Annotated in this window: 19 protein-coding genes; 5 read left to right on the top strand and 14 right to left on the bottom strand. The window is 41.7% G+C overall.

Features of this window, described 5'->3' with window-relative positions; all coding sequences use genetic code 11:
* Positions 1-4: 4 nt before the first annotated feature.
* The 8 genes from SOS22_RS06185 to cls form a co-directional block, all read right to left on the bottom strand.
* Positions 5-1,531: a 4Fe-4S cluster-binding domain-containing protein gene (locus tag SOS22_RS06185; RefSeq protein ID WP_320596662.1), complete on the bottom strand. Its 1,527-nt coding sequence runs from the start codon at positions 1,529-1,531 to the stop codon at positions 5-7.
* Positions 1,532-1,601: 70 nt separating this feature from the next.
* On the bottom strand, positions 1,602-2,261 hold the full coding sequence (locus tag SOS22_RS06180) for an HAD family phosphatase (RefSeq protein ID WP_320596661.1): 660 nt from the start codon (positions 2,259-2,261) through the stop codon (positions 1,602-1,604).
* Positions 2,248-2,850: a DUF4230 domain-containing protein gene (locus tag SOS22_RS06175; protein ID WP_320596660.1), complete on the bottom strand. Its 603-nt coding sequence runs from the start codon at positions 2,848-2,850 to the stop codon at positions 2,248-2,250. The genes SOS22_RS06180 and SOS22_RS06175 overlap by 14 nt, the downstream gene beginning before the upstream one ends.
* Positions 2,851-2,862: 12 nt before the next feature.
* Complete coding sequence (locus SOS22_RS06170; RefSeq protein ID WP_320596659.1) at positions 2,863-3,441, bottom strand: uracil-DNA glycosylase family protein; 579 nt, start codon at positions 3,439-3,441, stop codon at positions 2,863-2,865.
* 33 nt (positions 3,442-3,474) lie between these two features.
* A complete protein-coding gene (locus tag SOS22_RS06165) occupies positions 3,475-4,179 on the bottom strand; it encodes a phosphatase (protein ID WP_320596658.1) in 705 nt (234 codons plus the stop codon).
* Entirely contained in the window at positions 4,163-5,089 is a 927-nt protein-coding gene (locus SOS22_RS06160; RefSeq protein ID WP_320596657.1) for an NAD-dependent epimerase/dehydratase family protein, read from the bottom strand. Before SOS22_RS06160 ends, SOS22_RS06165 begins: the two co-directional genes overlap by 17 nt.
* Positions 5,086-5,694, bottom strand: a complete 609-nt coding sequence (locus SOS22_RS06155; RefSeq protein ID WP_320324698.1) for a hypothetical protein — start codon at positions 5,692-5,694, stop codon at positions 5,086-5,088. Before SOS22_RS06155 ends, SOS22_RS06160 begins: the two co-directional genes overlap by 4 nt.
* 8 nt (positions 5,695-5,702) lie before the next feature.
* Positions 5,703-7,223 (bottom strand): cardiolipin synthase, encoded by a 1,521-nt coding sequence (cls, locus tag SOS22_RS06150; protein WP_320596656.1) that lies wholly within the window; start codon positions 7,221-7,223, stop codon positions 5,703-5,705.
* Between the two features lie 87 nt (positions 7,224-7,310).
* On the opposite strand from cls, the gene SOS22_RS06145 reads away from it, so the two are divergent.
* From SOS22_RS06145 to SOS22_RS06130, 4 genes are read left to right on the top strand one after another with little or no spacing between them, the layout of a single operon-like run.
* The gene (locus SOS22_RS06145) at positions 7,311-9,563 is read left to right on the top strand and encodes a pyruvate formate lyase family protein (protein ID WP_320596655.1); all 2,253 of its coding nucleotides are present in this window, start codon (positions 7,311-7,313) and stop codon (positions 9,561-9,563) included.
* Positions 9,550-10,419, top strand: a complete 870-nt coding sequence (locus SOS22_RS06140) for a glycyl-radical enzyme activating protein (RefSeq protein ID WP_320324701.1) — start codon at positions 9,550-9,552, stop codon at positions 10,417-10,419. Before SOS22_RS06145 ends, SOS22_RS06140 begins: the two co-directional genes overlap by 14 nt.
* Before the next feature lies 1 nt (position 10,420).
* Positions 10,421-11,176: a DeoR/GlpR family DNA-binding transcription regulator gene (locus tag SOS22_RS06135; RefSeq protein WP_320324702.1), complete on the top strand. Its 756-nt coding sequence runs from the start codon at positions 10,421-10,423 to the stop codon at positions 11,174-11,176.
* Positions 11,163-11,912, top strand: coding sequence for a putative N-acetylmannosamine-6-phosphate 2-epimerase (locus tag SOS22_RS06130; RefSeq protein ID WP_320596654.1), 750 nt, complete (start codon positions 11,163-11,165; stop codon positions 11,910-11,912). Before SOS22_RS06135 ends, SOS22_RS06130 begins: the two co-directional genes overlap by 14 nt.
* 11 nt (positions 11,913-11,923) lie before the next feature.
* Here SOS22_RS06130 and SOS22_RS06125 read toward each other — a convergent pair whose 3' ends face one another.
* Both SOS22_RS06125 and SOS22_RS06120 read right to left on the bottom strand, forming a co-directional pair.
* Positions 11,924-12,808: a carbon-nitrogen hydrolase family protein gene (locus SOS22_RS06125; protein ID WP_320596653.1), complete on the bottom strand. Its 885-nt coding sequence runs from the start codon at positions 12,806-12,808 to the stop codon at positions 11,924-11,926.
* Between the two features lie 3 nt (positions 12,809-12,811).
* Entirely contained in the window at positions 12,812-13,801 is a 990-nt protein-coding gene (locus tag SOS22_RS06120; protein ID WP_320596652.1) for a carbon-nitrogen hydrolase family protein, read from the bottom strand.
* Between the two features lie 184 nt (positions 13,802-13,985).
* On the opposite strand from SOS22_RS06120, the gene SOS22_RS06115 reads away from it, so the two are divergent.
* A complete protein-coding gene (locus SOS22_RS06115; RefSeq protein ID WP_320596651.1) occupies positions 13,986-14,873 on the top strand; it encodes a LysR family transcriptional regulator in 888 nt (295 codons plus the stop codon).
* Here the strand turns inward: SOS22_RS06115 and SOS22_RS06110 are convergent.
* From SOS22_RS06110 to hypE, 4 genes are read right to left on the bottom strand one after another with little or no spacing between them, the layout of a single operon-like run.
* Positions 14,870-16,006 carry a nitrogenase component 1 gene (locus SOS22_RS06110; protein WP_320596650.1) on the bottom strand — a complete coding sequence of 379 codons (1,137 nt, stop codon included), beginning with the start codon at positions 16,004-16,006 and terminating at the stop codon, positions 14,870-14,872. The genes SOS22_RS06115 and SOS22_RS06110 overlap by 4 nt on opposite strands.
* Positions 16,003-17,280, bottom strand: a complete 1,278-nt coding sequence (locus tag SOS22_RS06105; protein WP_128519283.1) for a nitrogenase component 1 — start codon at positions 17,278-17,280, stop codon at positions 16,003-16,005. The genes SOS22_RS06110 and SOS22_RS06105 overlap by 4 nt, the downstream gene beginning before the upstream one ends.
* Positions 17,273-18,031: a nitrogenase iron protein NifH gene (locus SOS22_RS06100; RefSeq protein WP_320596649.1), complete on the bottom strand. Its 759-nt coding sequence runs from the start codon at positions 18,029-18,031 to the stop codon at positions 17,273-17,275. The genes SOS22_RS06105 and SOS22_RS06100 overlap by 8 nt, the downstream gene beginning before the upstream one ends.
* Positions 18,032-18,040: 9 nt before the next feature.
* Complete coding sequence (hypE, locus tag SOS22_RS06095; protein WP_320324710.1) at positions 18,041-19,045, bottom strand: hydrogenase expression/formation protein HypE; 1,005 nt, start codon at positions 19,043-19,045, stop codon at positions 18,041-18,043.
* Positions 19,046-19,050 lie beyond the last annotated feature (5 nt).

Below are 19,050 nucleotides of genomic sequence, written 5' to 3'. Positions count from 1 at the left end.
CAAATTAGGACAATACAACTTTATAGTCAAATTCATCGATATGGGTAATGCCCATTTTCAACAACATCTGCTTAGAACGATTCACATCTTCAGCTGTATTATAGTTTGGAATATGTGGGACACGGACCACCAAGCGATCTTGATACCCTTGTGCTACTACGAATTTAAGATTACGAATCACTAATGAATTTGTCATACCCGTATACGCCAAGTAGATATCGGGATTCATATCTTTGATGTCGACATACCAAAAGGATACAAATGGCAACAAGAGTGCAACGGCTTCGGTTTTTACATGGAAAGAGGTTTCAATCCCAATATCCCAATGTGGATACATCGTATGGACAGCCTTGATAAAATTAGCTTCCAAAAGAGGTTCACCCCCACCAAACGTAATACCACCACCACTAACATCCTGATAGACACGATCTTTTTTTAAATGATCCGTTAATTCTTTGACACTGATCATTTCAGTAACCGGCAAGATATTGACTGTTGCCTTGTTCAAACAATAAGCACAATGCATCTCACATCGATCAAAGAGCACCAAAGATCGAATGCCGGGTCCATCGATATCTTCACGAAAACGCATGATTCCTGTGATGCGGGCATAGGGATTCGGTGCCCTTTGTGGTTGTTCCTCGGGATTTCGATCCACCAATGCATAAGCCATTTGTTCACAATATGGACATGGCCCTGTACAAATCTGTCGATGCGTACATTCCTTCTCTTTGGCCCATCCCCGTAACCGATGTTTATGTACATATGCTCTTCGTAATTTTCTGAATCGATCACAACATGGATCCGGTTGCTCCCATCGTGGAATCACTTCATGCAAATCATGATGCTCCTTTACCGCATTACATGCCGCCGTTACATCCACCTTATATTCCTTATATCCATCCTGATAAAACCAGATATGGTCCCAATCCGAATGATAAAGAGAAAAATGGATACTATTGACATCCTGCATCATCTGTTCGATCAAAAGCTGTCGTGCCGTCCTTCTATCTGTTTCACCACTTCCTGCTTCTATTAAATCTTTTTCATTGTATATATGGATGGAATCCACTTCAAAATAATAGGGGAAAATACGCGCCATGCCATCGGTAACGCCCTCACGCACATCATAATTGCCCAAAGCACAAACATGAAAATGATAAGGAAACTGTTTCTTATATTCACGAAACAGATCATAGAAACGAAGTTGTGCATCGATATCTTCGATCAAAAAAACAACATCATCCTCTTCTTGTATCTGTTCAAATATTTCCTTTGTATGCTGCTTAAAATACGATTCAATAGAAGATGAAAGATCAAAATCATAGTATCTACCACATTGAAAAAAATCTTCTTCTATTTTCTTGTTTTCATACGAAGTAAAAAGCCCTTTTTTAAAAGCATTCATTTGTCCATAGCTTCCCAACAAAGAATACACATCTACCTTTGACACATCCAAACGATCGATCAAATTATCAAAATGAAAATAATCATCCAAATAATAGAATACCTTTGTTTTACGTGCTGTCATTTGAACCACCCACTTATCCAACTACACCTTATCATAGGATTTGTCCAATTTTAAAGACACCAAAAAAGCCTTAGTCGGTATCCAAATAAACTAAGGCTTCCTTTAAATTTTTACAGGTCATCCATGCTCTTTCTTTATCTTGTGTCGTTGGTTCTATCAAATCGGCAACATGGATCACAGGAATATTGGCACGATATGCCGCTTCTACCCCAATCGATGAATCTTCAATGACCAATGCTTGATCGGGTTCTAGATGAAAGTGTTCCAACATTTTCTGATAGATTTCTGGATGTGGTTTTTTATGTTCGATCTCATTACCACAAAGTAAATGATCGATGTCATCCCATAGCTTTGCCTTTTTTAATCGATATTCGGTCTCTTTTCGATGGGAACTCGTAGCCACACCCAACCATAAACCATGTTCTTTGACCCACGCAAACCATTCATAAGCACCCGGTTTGACAGGAACCTTTTCATCAATGGTCGCATTGGCTAACTGTCGCCAATCGGACACAAATCGATCACGAATGGCAGGATCCAACATTTCATCATAGATGCGATCTTCCGCTTCCCCACTGATTCCAACCAAACGATGAAACAAACGCTCTTCTAAATAGGGCATATGATAGGTTCGACCTACGATGCCAAGGGTTTCCTTCCAAATTCTTTCACTATCCAATAAGGTCCCATCGACATCAAAGATGATCAATTTTAAATCATTGAAATGCATATGTATATTCATCCTCTGGAAGCATTTGTGCAACCAATGCCTTCAACATCTTTTGCGCATTTTCTTTGGCTGCCTTCTTGATGCCATTGTGGATGGCCTGCGTTTGCGCATCCTCTTTCATCTTTTGTAACGCTTCATTGCTTTCCTTTAATTTTACCGGCGTAAACACACTTTCTTGTTCATGATACACCTTTAAAGAATCCGTATCGATCTCCGTACTTAAGATCTTGCAGGGCGGTAAATGAAAAGTCACCGTTTTTTTGGCATCATCTACATGCACCGTGATCTTGCTAAAATCATAGCCTGCCTTTACCTGACAATCATAACTATATACATATTTGGTTTGCGTAAACGGAATCTGGAAAGACCCAAATAATTTCTGAGACTTATCGATTGTATTGACCGAAGTCACATAAGCTTCTTGCGTAGCCAATTCACCCATATCTTCTAATCGTAATTTCACTGCTTGACTGGACACCTCGGCCTTATTTTCGGGAAAAAAATGCTCTTTTATGATGGGAAAACCAATGGATACGATCAATAAAACACTCAATATAAAGATGATCCGATTTTTTCTATCTTTTTTCATACCCTTCCTTTTCTAGCCCAAGATCTGTGCAACTTGCCTTTGTAGATGGGGCACAACTTCTGCTTCAAACCAAGGATTCTTTTTCTGCCAACGAAAATTTAATGGACTCGGATGCACGATGGGAAAATAACGCGGCAAATACGACGCATAATTTTTGACCGTCTCCGTAAGATTTTTCTGCATGGTTTGACCCAAATAATATTTCATCGCATAATTCCCTATCAAGATCGTCAATTGAATTTGTGGCATACATGCCAATAACGATGCATGATATTCTTGCGCAATGAACTTTCGCGGTGGCTTATCCCCCGTTTTCGCTTTTCCCGGATAATAAAAATCCATCGGTACGATCGCAATGTCTTTGGAATAAAACGTGTTCGCATCGATTCCCATCCAAGCCATCAATTTCTCCCCCGACTTGTCATGAAAAGGAATCAAAGATTCTTCTACTTTTTTTCCTGGTGCTTGTCCAATGATCAAGATCTTCGCTTGGGGATCCGCTTGAAAGATGGGCGGAATATCCCGTTGCGTATAGTCTTGATTTCTTGGATCTGTCATCAATTCTTGTTTGATTTCGTCAATTGTTTTCATAGTACCCATAGTATACAAAAAAAGAGCTTTTCATCAAAATAAAAAACTCTTTAACTTCTCTAGATTGGTATTTAAGACCAAACTTGGATCAAACCCGACCGATTCCACAAGCGCTTTGGCTAAATTCAATTCGCCAACTTGACTCGGATCATGCGCATCGGAATCAATAATTACTGGCACCCTGATTTTTTGACAAAGTCTAAGCATCGTTTGATAGTTTTCCAAACAATTCCATCGCTGATCGACCTTTTTTAACGAACTATTGTTGACCTCTAAAGCCACATGATATTGTTTCGCTGCTTTGACCAATCGCTCATAATCCAACGGCGTATGATCATCATCCGGATGCGATACGATCTTCACCTTTTCATTTTTCATGCACGCAATCAAATTGGATGTATTCTGCTCTTTTCCAGCATTTTCATAACATTGCACATGGATCCCAACGATCGCATAATCCAAATGATCAATATACGATTGGGCCAACGATAAGGTCCCATCCTTTAAGACATTGATCTCACTGCCATGATACACTTGAACCCCATATAATTCTCGAGGGACAGCTTGTAGATTGTTATAGTAAAACGGATCCACCGTACCCGGTATGCCCGGGGCATGTTCGGTGATCCCGATCATTTTTAAACCCTTTGCTTGTGCGGCTTGCGCCATTTCGCGAATCGTACCATACGCATGTCCGCTCACCAGCGTATGCATATGCATATCACCAATCAAATCCATCTTTTATCATCTCCATATCTTGAATGGTTTCTTGCCACGATCGTGGCTGGTATCCCAAGTCAACCGTTGCCTTTTGATGACTAAATTGCGAAGGAGACTGTAACGTATAAAACGCATAGGGACTCATATTTGGATACAAATGCTCGATCATTGGCGCGATCCTTTCTAACCATTTAGCCGATATGACTTTGGGTTCTTTATGCGTGATAAACCGCGTCAAATCGGCCATCGATATTTCATGCCCATTCACAATATAAACGGCATGATCTCTTCCCTTTTTTTCCGCTTGTAAGACAGCCAAAGCCACATCGCGCACATCCACAAAATCATACCCACCCGAAACGGTGATTGGCCACTTTCTTTTCATCATTTGATGAATCACTTGGACCATATGATTCTGTCCCAATACATCCCCCGGACCGATGATGCCCGAAGGCAATAACACGACGACGCGAAGATCACTTGCCAATACGCGCCGAATCGCTTCTGCCTTGGATTTGGCATATTGTCCCACCACAAGATGGGAATCAAAAATCAAAGGTTCTGTCATGATGCCTGCTTTTTCTTGTATGGCATGGACCGAACCAATATAAATCATCTTGGTGATGTGATGCTTTTTGGCAAGCTCCAATACATTTTGGGTACCCCATACATTGGTTTCCCACACACTGGGATCGGGTTTGGTGGCAATGGATATCTTTGCGGCACAATGAATCAAGACCACTTCATCATAGCCTTCCCGATCAAAGAAAGGCTCTAAGGCTTTTTTATCACATACATCCCCCACATAGGCATTTGGCCATCGATCATCTTTATGATGGATCCATTCGCGCACATCACCCGATAAATAGTTGCGGATCGTATGTCCCAAATGCCCATTGGCACCCGTCAATAAATAGAGTTTTTTCATCCCTCCAACAACCACAAAATACCCTTCGCCGTTCTTTGATCCGTATCCTTGAAATGATTGCCGGGATTCCATTCCAAGATGGTTCGAATGCCTTGTTCTTTCATCTTTTCATACGTCGCTTCCGTATTCACTTGGACTTGTTTCATCAAAGGATGACGCGTCTTTGCTTCCCGATCCCCCAACGAAAAATAGATCGCATCTGGTATTCGTCTCATGGTTGCCTCTTGCACAAAGTCCAGCCATCCTTCAAACCAAAACGATCCCGAAGCACTCATGATCTTACGATAGGTATCCGTTTGATACGTCGCATACAAAGCCATCAGACCAGCTAAGGAATATCCTGCCAAATAGGTTTCGGTTCGATCATAACCTGGTAAGATCTGATCAATTTCCTGGATTCGATCCTTTGCCTTGCCATCAAACCCCTTGGCCGGCCAAGGACTACAATCGTTGTCCCAATCCAGATCCGTAATTTCTAATATCTGAAATGGATGATCCGTTTGTGTTTGAACACGTTCAAATACTTTTCTCCCTTCTTGTTCAAAAGTGGGTAAGACCACCAAGGGACTGTGTGTCGATTGATGAATAAATCGTTGTACTTTCATAACTCTCCTTACAACATCGGGGCAAAAATCCGCAAGATCGATAAGATGAAATTACGGAAGACCCCCAATTTAATATTTTCTTTATGCATTTGATCACAAGCTTTCAAGGTCATCTGCATATCTTGTACGACTTCTTGGACCGCTTCATTCTTAAACAATAACGTACCATTCTCAAAATGCAGATATAAACTCCGATAATCCAAATTGATCGTACCAACCGTGGCAATGCGATCATCCGATACAAACACTTTCGAATGAACAAAGCCGGGACGATACTGATAGATCTTAACGCCACCATCCATCAATTGTTTATAAAAACTTCGTCCAATGTCCCAAATTACTTTTTTATCGGGTACACCCGGTAAGATCAAACGTACATCGACCCCTTTTTTCGCTGTATGGATCAACGTATTGACCATGCTTGAATCAATGATCAAATACGGAGTCATGATATAAACATACCGGGTTGCTGAATTTAAGATATCTTCATAAATACATTGAGATGTCAATTCATCATCCAAAGGCGTTTCCGCATAAGGCGCCACAAATCCAGAAGATGGCATTTCATGACCTTCGACTTGAAAGAGCGTATAGTCACTATCTTCATGACGCAAGGCATTCCAATTGGTCAAAAAGATCTTCAAATAGCCCCATACGGCAGGTCCTTCCAACCTAATCACATTGTCTTTCCAATGACCAAAACGTTTCTTTTTATTGATGTACTCATCCGCTAAATTGATACCACCCGAATAACCAATCACTCCATCGATGACCATGATCTTCCGATGATCTCGATGATTCATGACAATATTCAAAGCCGGATTGATGCGATTGAAAGAAGTCGCCTTGATACCCTTAGCTTCCAATTCCTTCACATAATCAAACGGTAAGGTATTCATGGAACCCATATCATCATACATGACCCGGACTTCCACACCTTCTTTGACCTTTTCTTCCAATATTTCCAACATCTGATTCCACATACGACCTGGCTCTATGATGAAATATTCCATAAAGATATACTTTTTGGCTTGTTTCATATCGGCCAACATATGCGGAAAGCCCAATTCGCCTAGAGGATAATAATTGGTTTGCGTGTTTTTATAAAAACTAAATCCTTCATTGGGAATAAATCGAAACAAACTCGCTAACGAAGGCTCACTGTTTACCAGTTCTTGAAAGACTTGAGGATCTTGGTAGGCATAACGCTCTGTCTTCTTTTCTTCTTTGCGAATACTTTTAAACGTACGTGAAGAAACTAAATTCAAGATCAAAAATAAATAGAGTGCTGTACCACCCACTGGAAATAACAGGATCAAGATGATCCACATCAAATCACTCGATAAATGACGACTATTACGGATGATTGCCAAAACAACCAAAACGGATAATACTCGCAAACCAATCGAGATATAGCCAGTAACCGCTGGGAACAAACTAAACAACCAAACTAGAATCAAAATTTCAAAAACGATCACATACAACATGACCATCATTCGACTTAATAAGACTTTTTTTACTTTTTCCATAGTTGTATTGTAGCACAAACATTTTACATATTTGTGGTTGTTTTTGGACGTTTTTGGCTTATAATGAACGTGCAAGGAGGTAACCCTATGTCCCATATCAATATTGATGGCGAACAAAATGTCGAAGTTTCTCGTAAGATCCCTAGTGAAAAATCCATCGAAGAACAACTCAACATCATGATTGCCTATACCAACGCATACAAAACCCATCTACATAATGACAAAGCCCATCGTGAATTGGCTTGTTTAAAAGTCATCTATCCGCGCTTATTCCGTTCAATCGAACCCGATGATCGCATTGCCGGTCGGTTGGATTTTTTACCGATTGGCTTTGGTTCGGTCACCAGTTTAGGTGGTGTTGGTCATTATTGTGTCTTCCATAAACTGAAAGCATTCAAAGCCCAACTACAAACTGAACAAGATAAAACTATCGTCGATCAACTCTATGATTTCTGGCAAGAACACGATGTCAAGACCATCTATTGCCAAGACATCTTAAATGACACTACGACCGGCCGGTTTATTGATTGTACCTATCCATTCATGGCTACGGCTCGTTTATCCGGGATGATGCTGAACTATGAAAAACTAGTCAACTTAGGCCTTCCTGGTCTTTTTGAAGAACTAGACAAACAAGAACCCAATGCGTTTATTGAAGCTTCCAAAGGCGCTTTGCATCTATTCGAAGCCGTGATCGATGATCAAATCGAAAAAGTGAAACGATCCAAAGTCAAAGATCAAAAGCGTATGATCAACGATTTGATCTACATCAAAGATCATAAACCAAAGACCTTCCATCAAGCCTTACAGCTTTTCTGGTTGTATGCCCTCTGTGCTGGTTGTATCAACTACGGTCGCTTAGACATTGTTTTAGGTCCTTTCCTACAACAAGATCTAGATAATGGCACCATCACTTGGCAAGAAGCCTATGAAGACATGCATTCGTTATGGACATTGATTGAAAATCGTCGAACTACGGTCAATGGCCGCATCATTGTCGGTGGTAAGGGTCGCAAAAACGTAAAAGCTTGTGATACCTTTACTCGTCTTTGTTTGGAAGTTTGTAGAAACACGCGCTATGTGGAACCGCAATTTACTTTGCGTTTTGATAAGAATACCCCACAAGACATCTTGGATATGGCCTATGACTGCATTGCCGATGGTGCTACCTATCCCACTTTATACAATGATGAAATCAATGTGCCTGCCGTTGCTTTTGCGATGCGTTTAGATGAAACCATTGCCGAACAATATGTTCCATTTGGTTGTGGCGAATATGTGATTCAAGGCAAAAGTGTCGGTACACCCAATACGTTATTGAATTTATTGAAGATCCTTCAAATCAGCATGAATCAAGGTATCGATCCGATGGACCACACATACAAAGCCGGACCCCTGGCTTTAAAACCCATTCATGAACTCAAGACCTTTGATGCCTTTTATGATCAATACAAAAAACTCTTAGACTATTATTTTGATCTAAGCATCGAAGCCCAAGTCCACAGTTACACCATCATGAATCAAGAAGTTTCATTCTTATTTCCTTCGATTTTGATGGATGACTGTATTCAGCGACGTAAAGCCCTCTTAGATGGTGGAGTGGAAATCTTAGGTGGCACCAACGAAACCTACGGTAACATCAATACCAGTGATGCTCTCTATGCCATTAAAACTTTGGTCTATGATCAAAAGAAATATACGATTGATCAATTGAATGAAGCAGCTTTACATAATTTTGAAGGCGAAGAATCTCTTCGTAAAGAGTTGGTCAACTTGCCAAAATATGGTAACGATATAAAAGATGTGGATGAAATGGCCAATGATCTCTATGAATACGTCGCCAAAGGCATTCGTAATCGTGGAATCCAAGCCGGACTGGGTTATTATTTGATTGTTATTTCCAACAATCAGACGAACACCGATTGGGGTCATCAAACCGCCGCTAGCCTGGATGGTCGAAAAGCTGGTGTCTATATGAATCCAGCCAATAATCCGCAAGGTGGCGCCGCCAAATCTGGACCTACAGCCGTATTGAATTCGTTGTCTTTGTTTGATGCCAAATATCATGGTGGCAGTGTTCAAAACATCAAATTCACCCCAAAGATGATGCATAAAGACGCCGATAAGATTAAAGCGTTATGGCGTACGTACTTCAAAAAAGGGGGATGCCAATTGATGGTGACCGTCGTGGATCATGGTACCTTGGAAGATGCGCAAACACATCCTGAAAAGTATCCCGATCTAATTGTTCGGGTTGCTGGTTATAGTGCTATCTTTGTGAACTTAGGCAAAGACGTACAAGACGAATTATTATCGAGGACCTTATATGAAAGTTTCTAATATTGAACGCTTTGCGACCCATGATGGACCGGGCATCCGCACCACCGTCTTCTTAAAAGGTTGCAGTCTCCATTGTCCTTGGTGTGCCAATCCAGAAACTTGGACGGTACAACCGGTCCTAATGCATGATGAAACCAAATGTGTATTGTGTCATCAATGCGAGAAACATTGTTCACAACAGGCCATTTCGATTCAAGACCAATGGACATGGGATAAAGAGAAATGTACCTATTGTCAAATCTGTATCGATACCTGCATTCCGCAAGCTTTATCGATGAATGGCAAAGACATGACTATTGATGAAATTTTAGAGGAAGTCTTAAAAGATCAAGACTATTATGAAGAATCCCATGGTGGCATGACTCTTTCGGGTGGAGAACCCTTGTATCAATGGGAAGAAGTCTATGAATTATTGAAACAAGCCAAAGAGAAACAATTGCACATGGCGATGGAAACCACGGGTCACTATTCATGGGATCTGCTTGAAAAAGCTTCTTCCTATGTTGATTTATTTTTATTTGACATCAAACATCTCGATAAGAATAAGATGAAAGCTTATACCGGTGCCAATCTAGATCGCATTCTCTCTAATTTTGAACGATTGGCTCAAACCCGTGCCAAAGATATCATCGTGCGTGTGCCTGTCATTCCTGGTTTTAATGATGATATATTACAGGACATAATTACCTATGCGAAAGCCCATCAGGTGCAAGCTGTTCATTTGCTTCCCTATCATTCGATGGGAAAGAAAAAATGGCATCAATTAAACAAACCTTATAAATATGAAAATCTTGACATGATGGATGAAGCAACTTTATCCATCTATGCATCGGATTTTGTCCAGATTGGAGGCTAATATGATCACCAAAGAACGACAAACCCGGATCTTAGAAATGGTCCGTAATCAATCTTTTGTATCTGTCAAAGAATTGATGGATCAGCTTCATGCTTCCCGCTCATCCATCGTCCGTGATCTGATTGAATTGGAGCAACAAGGCCTCTTGGTTCGCGAACGTGGCGGTGCCAGTGCCAATCGAGTCTATCAAGAAATTGCCACGGAAAAGAAAGCACATATTCATGTTAAAGAAAAGCAGTGCATCTGCGCCCAAGCCGCTAAAACCATCAAAGAAAATCAATGTATCTATATCGATAGTGGTACAACCACTTCCTATATGGTCGAACACATCGCCGATAAAGATATCTTATTGGTGACATCATCGACCTATTTGATTCATCAATTGCCATTGACTTTTCAAGGCCAAGTCTTTCTACTTGGTGGTCAATACGATCGTCGCTTAGATACCGCCTTAGGATCGACCACTTTAGAAATGGTCTCCCACTTTCATTTTGATCATTCCTTTCTTAGTGCGAATGGCATCGATCTAAAAACCAAAGAAATTTATACCGCCAATACCGAATTAGCGACTTTTAAAAAAGCCATCTTGAAACAAAGTACCCAATGTGACTTATTGGCGGATGCCTCCAAATTTGAAGTCAAGACCCATTGCACCTGGGCCTATATTGATGATTTCGACACTATCTTTGTGGATAATGGTCCAAAATATAAACCATTTACAATTTGTCAGAAAGGAAACAACTATGAAAACAAATGATCCAAGAAAAAAAGCAATTCTCGAAAGTATGAAAGGCGGTTTGATCGTATCGTGTCAAACCCAGAAAGACGACCCCATCTATACCGATACCATGCACATCAAGATGGCCCAAGCAGCCGCATGGGCTGGAGCCGTTGGCTTACGCGCCAATTCACCCAAACAAATCAAAGACATCAAAGCCCATGTAGATTTACCTGTTATCGGTCTATGGAAAGTTTGGCATGACGATACCGATGTCTTTATTACGCCAACGATGAAAGAAGTCAAAGCCATTTGGGAAGCCGGAGCTGAAATCATCGCTTTGGATTGCACCAAACAAAGAACCCATGAAGGCACCATTGCCTGGGATCTATTAGATCAAGCCAAAAAAGAAATTCCCGAAGCGATCTTCTTTGCGGATGTATCCAATTATGAAGAAGCCTTGCATGCGATCGAACATGGGGCCGACATTGTTGCACCAACTTTATATGGCTACACCAAAGAAACAGCCAGTATTGAAGAACCCAATATGCGTGAATTTGCTCGCATGTGCCGTGATTTCAAAGACGAAGCCTATGTCATGATGGAAGGTCATATCTATACCCCAGAAGATGCGATGAAATGTATTTTCTTAGGTGCCCACAGTGTCGTCGTTGGTTCCGCTATCACCCGTCCGCATCTAACGGCCAAACGATTTGTGGATCTATTGAGTGGATATCAAGACAATTGGCGCGATGCCGAAAAAGCTAAACACTAAAAAATGCCAGATTACTGGCATTTTTTATATAAGTCTGCATATAAATCATTGCGCCAATCGCATTGACCCTTTGCATCTTTTCTAAAAATGGGAATATCCGTATATTGATCGGCCAACGATAAATCAATCGATCCACACATCATACCGGGTGTATCCGAACCCGCTTGCCCAAATGTCTTACCTATATAAGAAATGGCACCTCCTTTTGTATAGGCCGGCCCAACCACGGAACTACCGCCAATAAATCGGCTCCGTTTATCATAGCCACATAAGTTGGCGGATGCGATAAAGACATAATTGATATATGCATAAGCGGGTATCGTCAGTTTGGCAGCTCCAGCTGTACAAGGCACATCTGGACAAGCCGTCACATTCAAACACAATCGGGCTCCCTTGGCTGTATAATATCGAATCAATTCAGGAAAACAATAAGTGTCGTAACAAATCGATACACCAACCGGGCCAAAGGGTGTCTGTATCAAAACCGGTTGATTCCCATTGACGGCCCATTCCTTTTCATCAAATGGAAGATGGATCTTGCGATACGAATAAATCTTGCCAGAAGGCTCAATAATGGCCGCTGAATTATAGACCTTGCCATCCTTGCATTCAGGCATCCCAAATACGACATACATCCCATATTTTTTCGCTACCTTCGTCATCTTTTCCGTGGAATCACCCGGAATCGTTTCTGCCAATTGACAATGCATTTTCTCTTGTCCCTGATGGTCTAGATCATTATCATACCCCGTTAAGGCTGTTTCGGGAAAAACAATCATATCCATACCTCGTTTGCCCGCCGCTATCGTATATTCTTTGATTCTATGAAGATTTGCAGCTTTATTCCCCCAAACACAAGTAAAGTTGACGACGGCCAGATTGATCACATCTTTCATCACTCATTCCTCTTTCTGCAGATCATCGTATTTCATCCCATAGTCTTTGGGATTTCCGGTAAATGTCACGACCGGACTGGGCGTTTGATCCACGACCATGGAAAGAGTCTTATTGGAATAATGCCCTGCCGGATCAATTTGATACTTACAATCCACAATTTTTTCAAGATCAATATCCGCATATACAATACCTTCCGCATCTTTTGGCAATTTTTCCGTCAAGATCTTACCATTGGGTGCAATGATACAAGCATCTCCTCCCCCATACTCTACAAATGCTTCATAGGGATGCAATTGTCCCATCTTTTCATAAATTTCCTGGGTATGGATCTGGGTCGCACTGATCACAAAAGACTGGGTAGCTAAGGCATAAAATCGCGCGGAGACTTCATTGGGATCTTGTGAAACCAATGCTTCATCGCCCGGTACAAAACAAGGCCAAGAAGCCACATGAACTTGTTCATTTTTGGCATTCATGGCTTGAATATTCAAAGGAATCCAATGTTCCCAACATTGTAAGCCACCCAATCGGCCAATTTCGGTATCAAAGACAGGCATCATGCTGGCTTCTCCTTCACCCCAAATCAATCGTTCACCACCCGATGGTTTCATCTTGCGATGTTTTCCCATCAAATTGCCACAAGGATCAAACCAAAGCTGGGTAAGATATAAAGATCCCCCTTCTTTTTCAGAAACCGAGATACAAACATAGATATTGTTTTTACGCGCCGCTTTACTGATCTTTTGCACGATCGAACCGGGAATCTCCACCGCATTCCCAAAAAGACGTTGTTGGAGCGCCGAACCCGTTCCTGGATCGGTAAGCCATACCCACCAAGGATACCCCGGAATAAAACCTTCTGGAAAACCAATCAAACGAGCCCCATGACGGGCCGCTTCTTCAATCAACACTACGGCTTTATCCGCCGTTGCCTCGGCATCAAGAAATACAGGTGCAGCTTGTACCGCCGCTGCTTTAAAGTTAGGATACATTGTCATCAACCTCCAAAAAGAAAAACGCCATTCCACCTTGGAATGACGTCGTTGTCTTTATAGTCCATACTATAATCAATGATGAACCAATATACAAACAAAGAATCGTTGATACATATCAACCTACAAGTTGATTTACTGATGCATATTGACTACAATCAAAAGAAAGATGGGAGGAATCATTTTGACAACTACCGAATTAAAATACTTTCTTGCCGTATATGCATCTCACAGCATCAAAAAAGCAGCCCAAAGCTTATATATCACTTCCCAAGCCCTCAGCAAAACCATCAAACGAATCGAAATGGAATTGGATGTCACATTATTTACACGCACCCATGAAGGTCTGCTCCCAACCCATGCTGCCGATCAATTAGCGAAACATGCCCACATCATCATCAATGAATTGGACAACATTCAATCGGATTTTTCATTGGCTGATGCCAACAACAGCATTGTCCTAACCATTCCTACTACGTATGGCGTATTGGACTATCTACATTATGATTTCATTCGTCAATTTTATATCGAATATCCCTACATCAAATTAAATTTGATTGAATTACCAGAAACCCAGATCCATGAATTATTAGGATCCAATACGGTAGAACTTGCCTTTTTGCCAGCTCCTATCGATTTTTCCGCCTATGAAGCGCATTATTGTTTCGCATGGAAACACTGTACGATCATCAATCGAAAACATCCATTGGCTTCTAAAAAAACCATTCAATATACGGATCTCGATGGGATCCCGCTTGCACTACGCGGTCGATCCTATTCGGTGTATCCCACCAATATCAGTCGCTTTCTAAAAGAAGGCGTCCATGTGAATGTCTTATTAGAAACAACCTCAGAAACCTTGATCCATGAATTTGCCCAAACCAACGCAGGCATTGGCATCTCGCTTACTTTTTTAGCCCAAAAACAACGAACAGCTAATAGGGTGATTCGGGAATTTGAGGATCCCAATTGTCAAAAAGAAGTCTATCTCGTGAAAAACAAAGACACCACAGTATCCAATGAAGCCAACTGTTTTATCGCGTATCTAAACAACTGGTTAACAACCTGTTAAAAAGACAATGGACGGATCATCGTCTCAAAGCCATCTCCAATGAGTACCGGCATCTGATCTTTAAACAAACGTCCAGAACAAGCCCAATGCGGACAATCAATAAAATGAATATCCTTAGAAACCAAACGTCGATAGATGGGATCGGCAATGACGATATCTGCTTCATTCAGTTTCTTACGCATATCTTCCTCTTCATGCGAATAAAGATCTCCTTCTTGTAGATGCCAATCAATCTCGGTTGGACAAATGATCTGCACCTCATCGTCTAAGGCCAAACGCATACTTTGGGCCATGACGGGTTCCCCAATCAAAACGATATGGGAATCATGAGAACCAGATTGATACATTTCTCGATTTTGATGATCGTGTGCCGATAAGCGAACATTTTCTGCCAATGTCTTTGCACATGAACCAACGGGTACACCAACGACATAGGGGATATGAAATTTTTCCTCTAGTACTTTGGCTGCATCCAATCCACAAGAAGAAACGACTACATTCACATCGGACATAGAACTCTTTTCAATCTGTTCCAAACTTGTTCCCATCGACCAATTGGCCACGATTGAAAAATTATTTTCTTGTGCCCACGCATCGATGGCTTCTTTATTGCCGGAATATCCAAAATCCAGTGGTGTCATACCCATCAGATTGATTCGAATCGAAGAACTCTTCTCCTTCTTTGTGTCTTTGACAAAATTTTCCGCCAACATCTGATACGCTTGTCGAGCGCCTTGAATATACGAATACATCCCCGAAGTCTTAAAACCAAAAGTCGGAATCCCTGTTTCTTGTTCGACCACATGGGCAATGCCCTTGAAATCGGTTCCCATTACCAACGCGATGGGCGAACCAAATAAACAAATAAAGTTTGGCTGGGTTTCCTTAGCGGCTTCTACAACATTTTCAATCAACTTATCATCATTACCAAGAATCGCATCATACTCTTCCAACGCACTGATATAAATCAAACTAGGCATTTGGGTCCATCGTGGTTCATCATGGGTCGCATAGGTGGAGTTACATCCCGATGCATCATGCATGATCAACAAGCCACCCAATTCATATAAAGCCGAATTGATTCCGGCTAGATCGGCTGCATAATTGCACACATCACGAAATACCTTTCTCATAGTACACACCCTCTAGCTTTCACATCCAAGATGCGTTGGGTTTCTTTTGGATAAATATAGGCATCCAACATTTTTTCACATAGCTTGCGAATAGCTACAAATCCATACATCCCATCATTGACGATCATATTCACAAAATGGTCTGTACCACTATAGTAGGCTGCCTTTTGACCAATGGCTAAAACTGGTGTAGTACTCTTCTGCCATGTTCGACAACGAAAATCGACACAAGCACAAACCATAAGATCGGGATGATGTTCCTGAAGCCAAGCCAAAGCCTTTTCTTCTCCTGGTAAAATGGTATCGGTATAGACCGTTGTTACATGGAATCCATGCTCTAAAAGTAATTTGGCTAAACTCAAAGGACGCGGCGTGGCACTCATATCGATTTGAATTTCGATATCCTTGATCGCATCGTGCAGTTTTTCTAAAGCACGAAGCGCATCTTTTTCATAGCGAGAAAGATCCGGATAAATGCCTAAGATCTCCATCAACTTGGCTTCATCCTGTTTGATTTCTTCGATATCCCATGAATAGGGCATATAGATGGGTTTTTGGTTCAATCGTTTCTCTAAATCTTGCACACATTCAATCGCTACGGGTGCATTATAGATATTATATGAAGAAGCAGCCATTTCTAAATATTCATCAAAGGTTCGCATCTGACACAAATCTTTCGCATCTCCGATGATTTGAAAGATCTCACTATCTCGATCTAGGGTAAAATAATTGCCAATGATATTGATGGAACCATCCTGTTTGGTGGGCTGTAAGCCCGCATACAATTGTTTAGTCGTCATCGATTCATAATGCACCTTGGAATGGCGCATCGTACAGTTCATATAATTTTCTACAAAACAGATATCTGGGAACCGTTGATTTAATTCTTTGAAGACCAAATCCAAATCAATGGCCACAAAATGATGCACACAACTCGTAAACGTCATCACCAAAGGGGGTTGGGGATCCAAATGTTCCACAATATCACTGACTCCGTCGATGAACAATTCTTCGATCTTACCATTGTATAAATCGTCTTCCGTTACAGTGACCATGGAAAATCGATCCATCCCATGGGCTTCAGCGGCACTCAAGACAACCCCACGCAAACAACCTTGCGGACACACAAAGATCTCATGACTTTCGGGAATCAAAAGCGGGGTATGCGCAATCGTCCATGTTCCTCGTGTTTGGGGCGTAAACTCCAATCCCGCATGAAACGGTGTCGAGGATTGAATGTCTTTTACTTGAATCTTCGCTACATGCTCATTCATTTTGATTGCTTTCTAATAAGACCTGGGCCAAATGGCGATAGCGGTCTGCCGCATCACTTTGTGGAAAAGCTTCTAAGACGGTCTTATGCATCTCATCGGCTTCTTGGATCAATGGATCATATTCCAAAGTGGAAATCACTTGGGAATGGATATCTTCACACAATTGTTCGATTCGCTCTTTTTCTTTTTTCACATTCCGTTTATTCACGATGACCCCGCCCAACGTGGCATAGCCTCGTTTTTGAAAGGTTTCGACCGCTAGGGCAATATTCATCGCCGCATGAATGGACATGGCTTCACCGGATGTTAAGATATAGACTTGATCGGCATAGCCTTCCCGAATCGGCATCGAAAAACCACCACACACAACATCCCCCAAGACATCAAACAACACAATATCGGGTTGATAGATGTCATAGGCTTTCTTTTCATCCAAAAATTCCATGGCCGCAATGATGCCACGACCGGCACAACCAAGCCCTGGAATGGGACCACCCGCTTCAACCAAATACACCCCCGCATAACCTTGGGTAATCACATCTTCTAGGGTCGCTTCTTTATTTTTTTCCCGCAGGATATCTAAGACGGCTTGTTTCTCTTTGCCTTCACGTAAATTCATCGTGGAATCCGCCTTCGGATCACAACCAATCTGCATCACTTTATATCCCATTTGGGCAAACGCAACCGCCATATTGGAAACCGTCGTTGACTTTCCAATTCCACCTTTTCCATAAAACGCTAATTTTATCATTAGAGCCTCCTAACAGATACGTGGTAATAACTCGCCCGATGGACTTGGCAACAACGTTTCCGAACCAATCGAAGTTTTCATGACTACTTTGCCTACATGATCTTGCGTCACTTCACCAATAATGGCCGCATTTTGCGAATACGGTAAGGTATGCAACGTATCCACGATGGCTTGGGCCTGTTCAGCCGGTACGATCACGACCATACGTCCTTCACAAGCCAAATACAAAGGTTCCAATCCCAACATACCACAAACGCCTTTCACATGATTCTGAACAGGAACCGCTTCTTGATCGATTTTCACGCCGACTTGCGATTCATCGGCAATTTCATACAAGACCGTACCAACACCACCACGCGTTGCATCCCGGATCACATGGATATCCTTGGTTACCTGGGACATCGCTTCGACCGTATGCCATAAAGGGGCACAATCACTGGTCACATCGGTTTGAATTTGAAAATCATTGCGCTCCAACAAGATCGTACAACCATGACGACCGACATCACCGGTCACCAAAATCTTATCCCCCGGTTTGGCTTGATTGCCTTGGGGATGAAAATCCGGTTGGATCTGACCTACTCCCGTTGTCGTGATAAAAATGCCATCCACTTGACCTTTACCAGCCACTTTGGTATCACCAGCCACAAAATGTACACCGACTTCTTTGGCTGTCTTCGCCATCGATTGAACCACTTCATCTAATTTTTTTAAGGGATAGCCCTCTTCAATCTGAAAGGCACAAGTCATGTATAACGGTTTGGCCCCCATACAAGCCAAATCATTGACGGTTCCACAAACACTCAATTTGCCAATATTGCCACCCGGAAAAAAACTTGGTGAAACGATAAAGCCATCGGTTGACATGGCCAATTGTCCCGAAGGACTGGTCAAAACCGCGGCATCATCGGCTGTAAAATCCGGATTGCCTAAATATTTTTTAAAGATATCATGGATCAAGGCCGAGGTTTGTTGACCACCGGCTCCATGCGCTAACGTTACATATTTTTCCATACTCT

The organism is Absicoccus sp., assembly GCF_034090965.1.
Taxonomy (GTDB): domain Bacteria; phylum Bacillota_I; class Bacilli_A; order Erysipelotrichales; family Erysipelotrichaceae; genus Absicoccus; species Absicoccus intestinalis.
Note: the sequence above shows the minus strand (reverse complement) of the source record. Positions and strands in the feature narration are given on the sequence as shown.

Excerpts from the sequence above, each read along its gene's own strand:
- SOS22_RS06125 (WP_320596653.1), bottom strand. The coding sequence starts at position 12,808 with ATGAAAGATGTGATCAATCTGGCCGTCGTCAACTTTACTTGTGTTTGG.
- SOS22_RS06120 (WP_320596652.1), bottom strand. The coding sequence starts at position 13,801 with ATGTATCCTAACTTTAAAGCAGCGGCGGTACAAGCTGCACCTGTATTT.
- SOS22_RS06185 (WP_320596662.1), bottom strand. The coding sequence starts at position 1,531 with ATGACAGCACGTAAAACAAAGGTATTCTATTATTTGGATGATTATTTT.
- SOS22_RS06105 (WP_128519283.1), bottom strand. The coding sequence starts at position 17,280 with ATGAATGAGCATGTAGCGAAGATTCAAGTAAAAGACATTCAATCCTCG.
- SOS22_RS06155 (WP_320324698.1), bottom strand. The coding sequence starts at position 5,694 with ATGAAAGTACAACGATTTATTCATCAATCGACACACAGTCCCTTGGTG.
- SOS22_RS06135 (WP_320324702.1), top strand. The coding sequence starts at position 10,421 with ATGATCACCAAAGAACGACAAACCCGGATCTTAGAAATGGTCCGTAAT.
- SOS22_RS06170 (WP_320596659.1), bottom strand. The coding sequence starts at position 3,441 with ATGAAAACAATTGACGAAATCAAACAAGAATTGATGACAGATCCAAGA.
- SOS22_RS06180 (WP_320596661.1), bottom strand. The coding sequence starts at position 2,261 with ATGCATTTCAATGATTTAAAATTGATCATCTTTGATGTCGATGGGACC.
- SOS22_RS06110 (WP_320596650.1), bottom strand. The coding sequence starts at position 16,006 with ATGAGAAAGGTATTTCGTGATGTGTGCAATTATGCAGCCGATCTAGCC.
- SOS22_RS06145 (WP_320596655.1), top strand. The coding sequence starts at position 7,311 with ATGTCCCATATCAATATTGATGGCGAACAAAATGTCGAAGTTTCTCGT.
- SOS22_RS06140 (WP_320324701.1), top strand. The coding sequence starts at position 9,550 with ATGAAAGTTTCTAATATTGAACGCTTTGCGACCCATGATGGACCGGGC.
- SOS22_RS06175 (WP_320596660.1), bottom strand. The coding sequence starts at position 2,850 with ATGAAAAAAGATAGAAAAAATCGGATCATCTTTATATTGAGTGTTTTA.
- SOS22_RS06130 (WP_320596654.1), top strand. The coding sequence starts at position 11,163 with ATGAAAACAAATGATCCAAGAAAAAAAGCAATTCTCGAAAGTATGAAA.
- SOS22_RS06100 (WP_320596649.1), bottom strand. The coding sequence starts at position 18,031 with ATGATAAAATTAGCGTTTTATGGAAAAGGTGGAATTGGAAAGTCAACG.
- hypE (WP_320324710.1), bottom strand. The coding sequence starts at position 19,045 with ATGGAAAAATATGTAACGTTAGCGCATGGAGCCGGTGGTCAACAAACC.
- SOS22_RS06165 (WP_320596658.1), bottom strand. The coding sequence starts at position 4,179 with ATGGATTTGATTGGTGATATGCATATGCATACGCTGGTGAGCGGACAT.
- cls (WP_320596656.1), bottom strand. The coding sequence starts at position 7,223 with ATGGAAAAAGTAAAAAAAGTCTTATTAAGTCGAATGATGGTCATGTTG.
- SOS22_RS06160 (WP_320596657.1), bottom strand. The coding sequence starts at position 5,089 with ATGAAAAAACTCTATTTATTGACGGGTGCCAATGGGCATTTGGGACAT.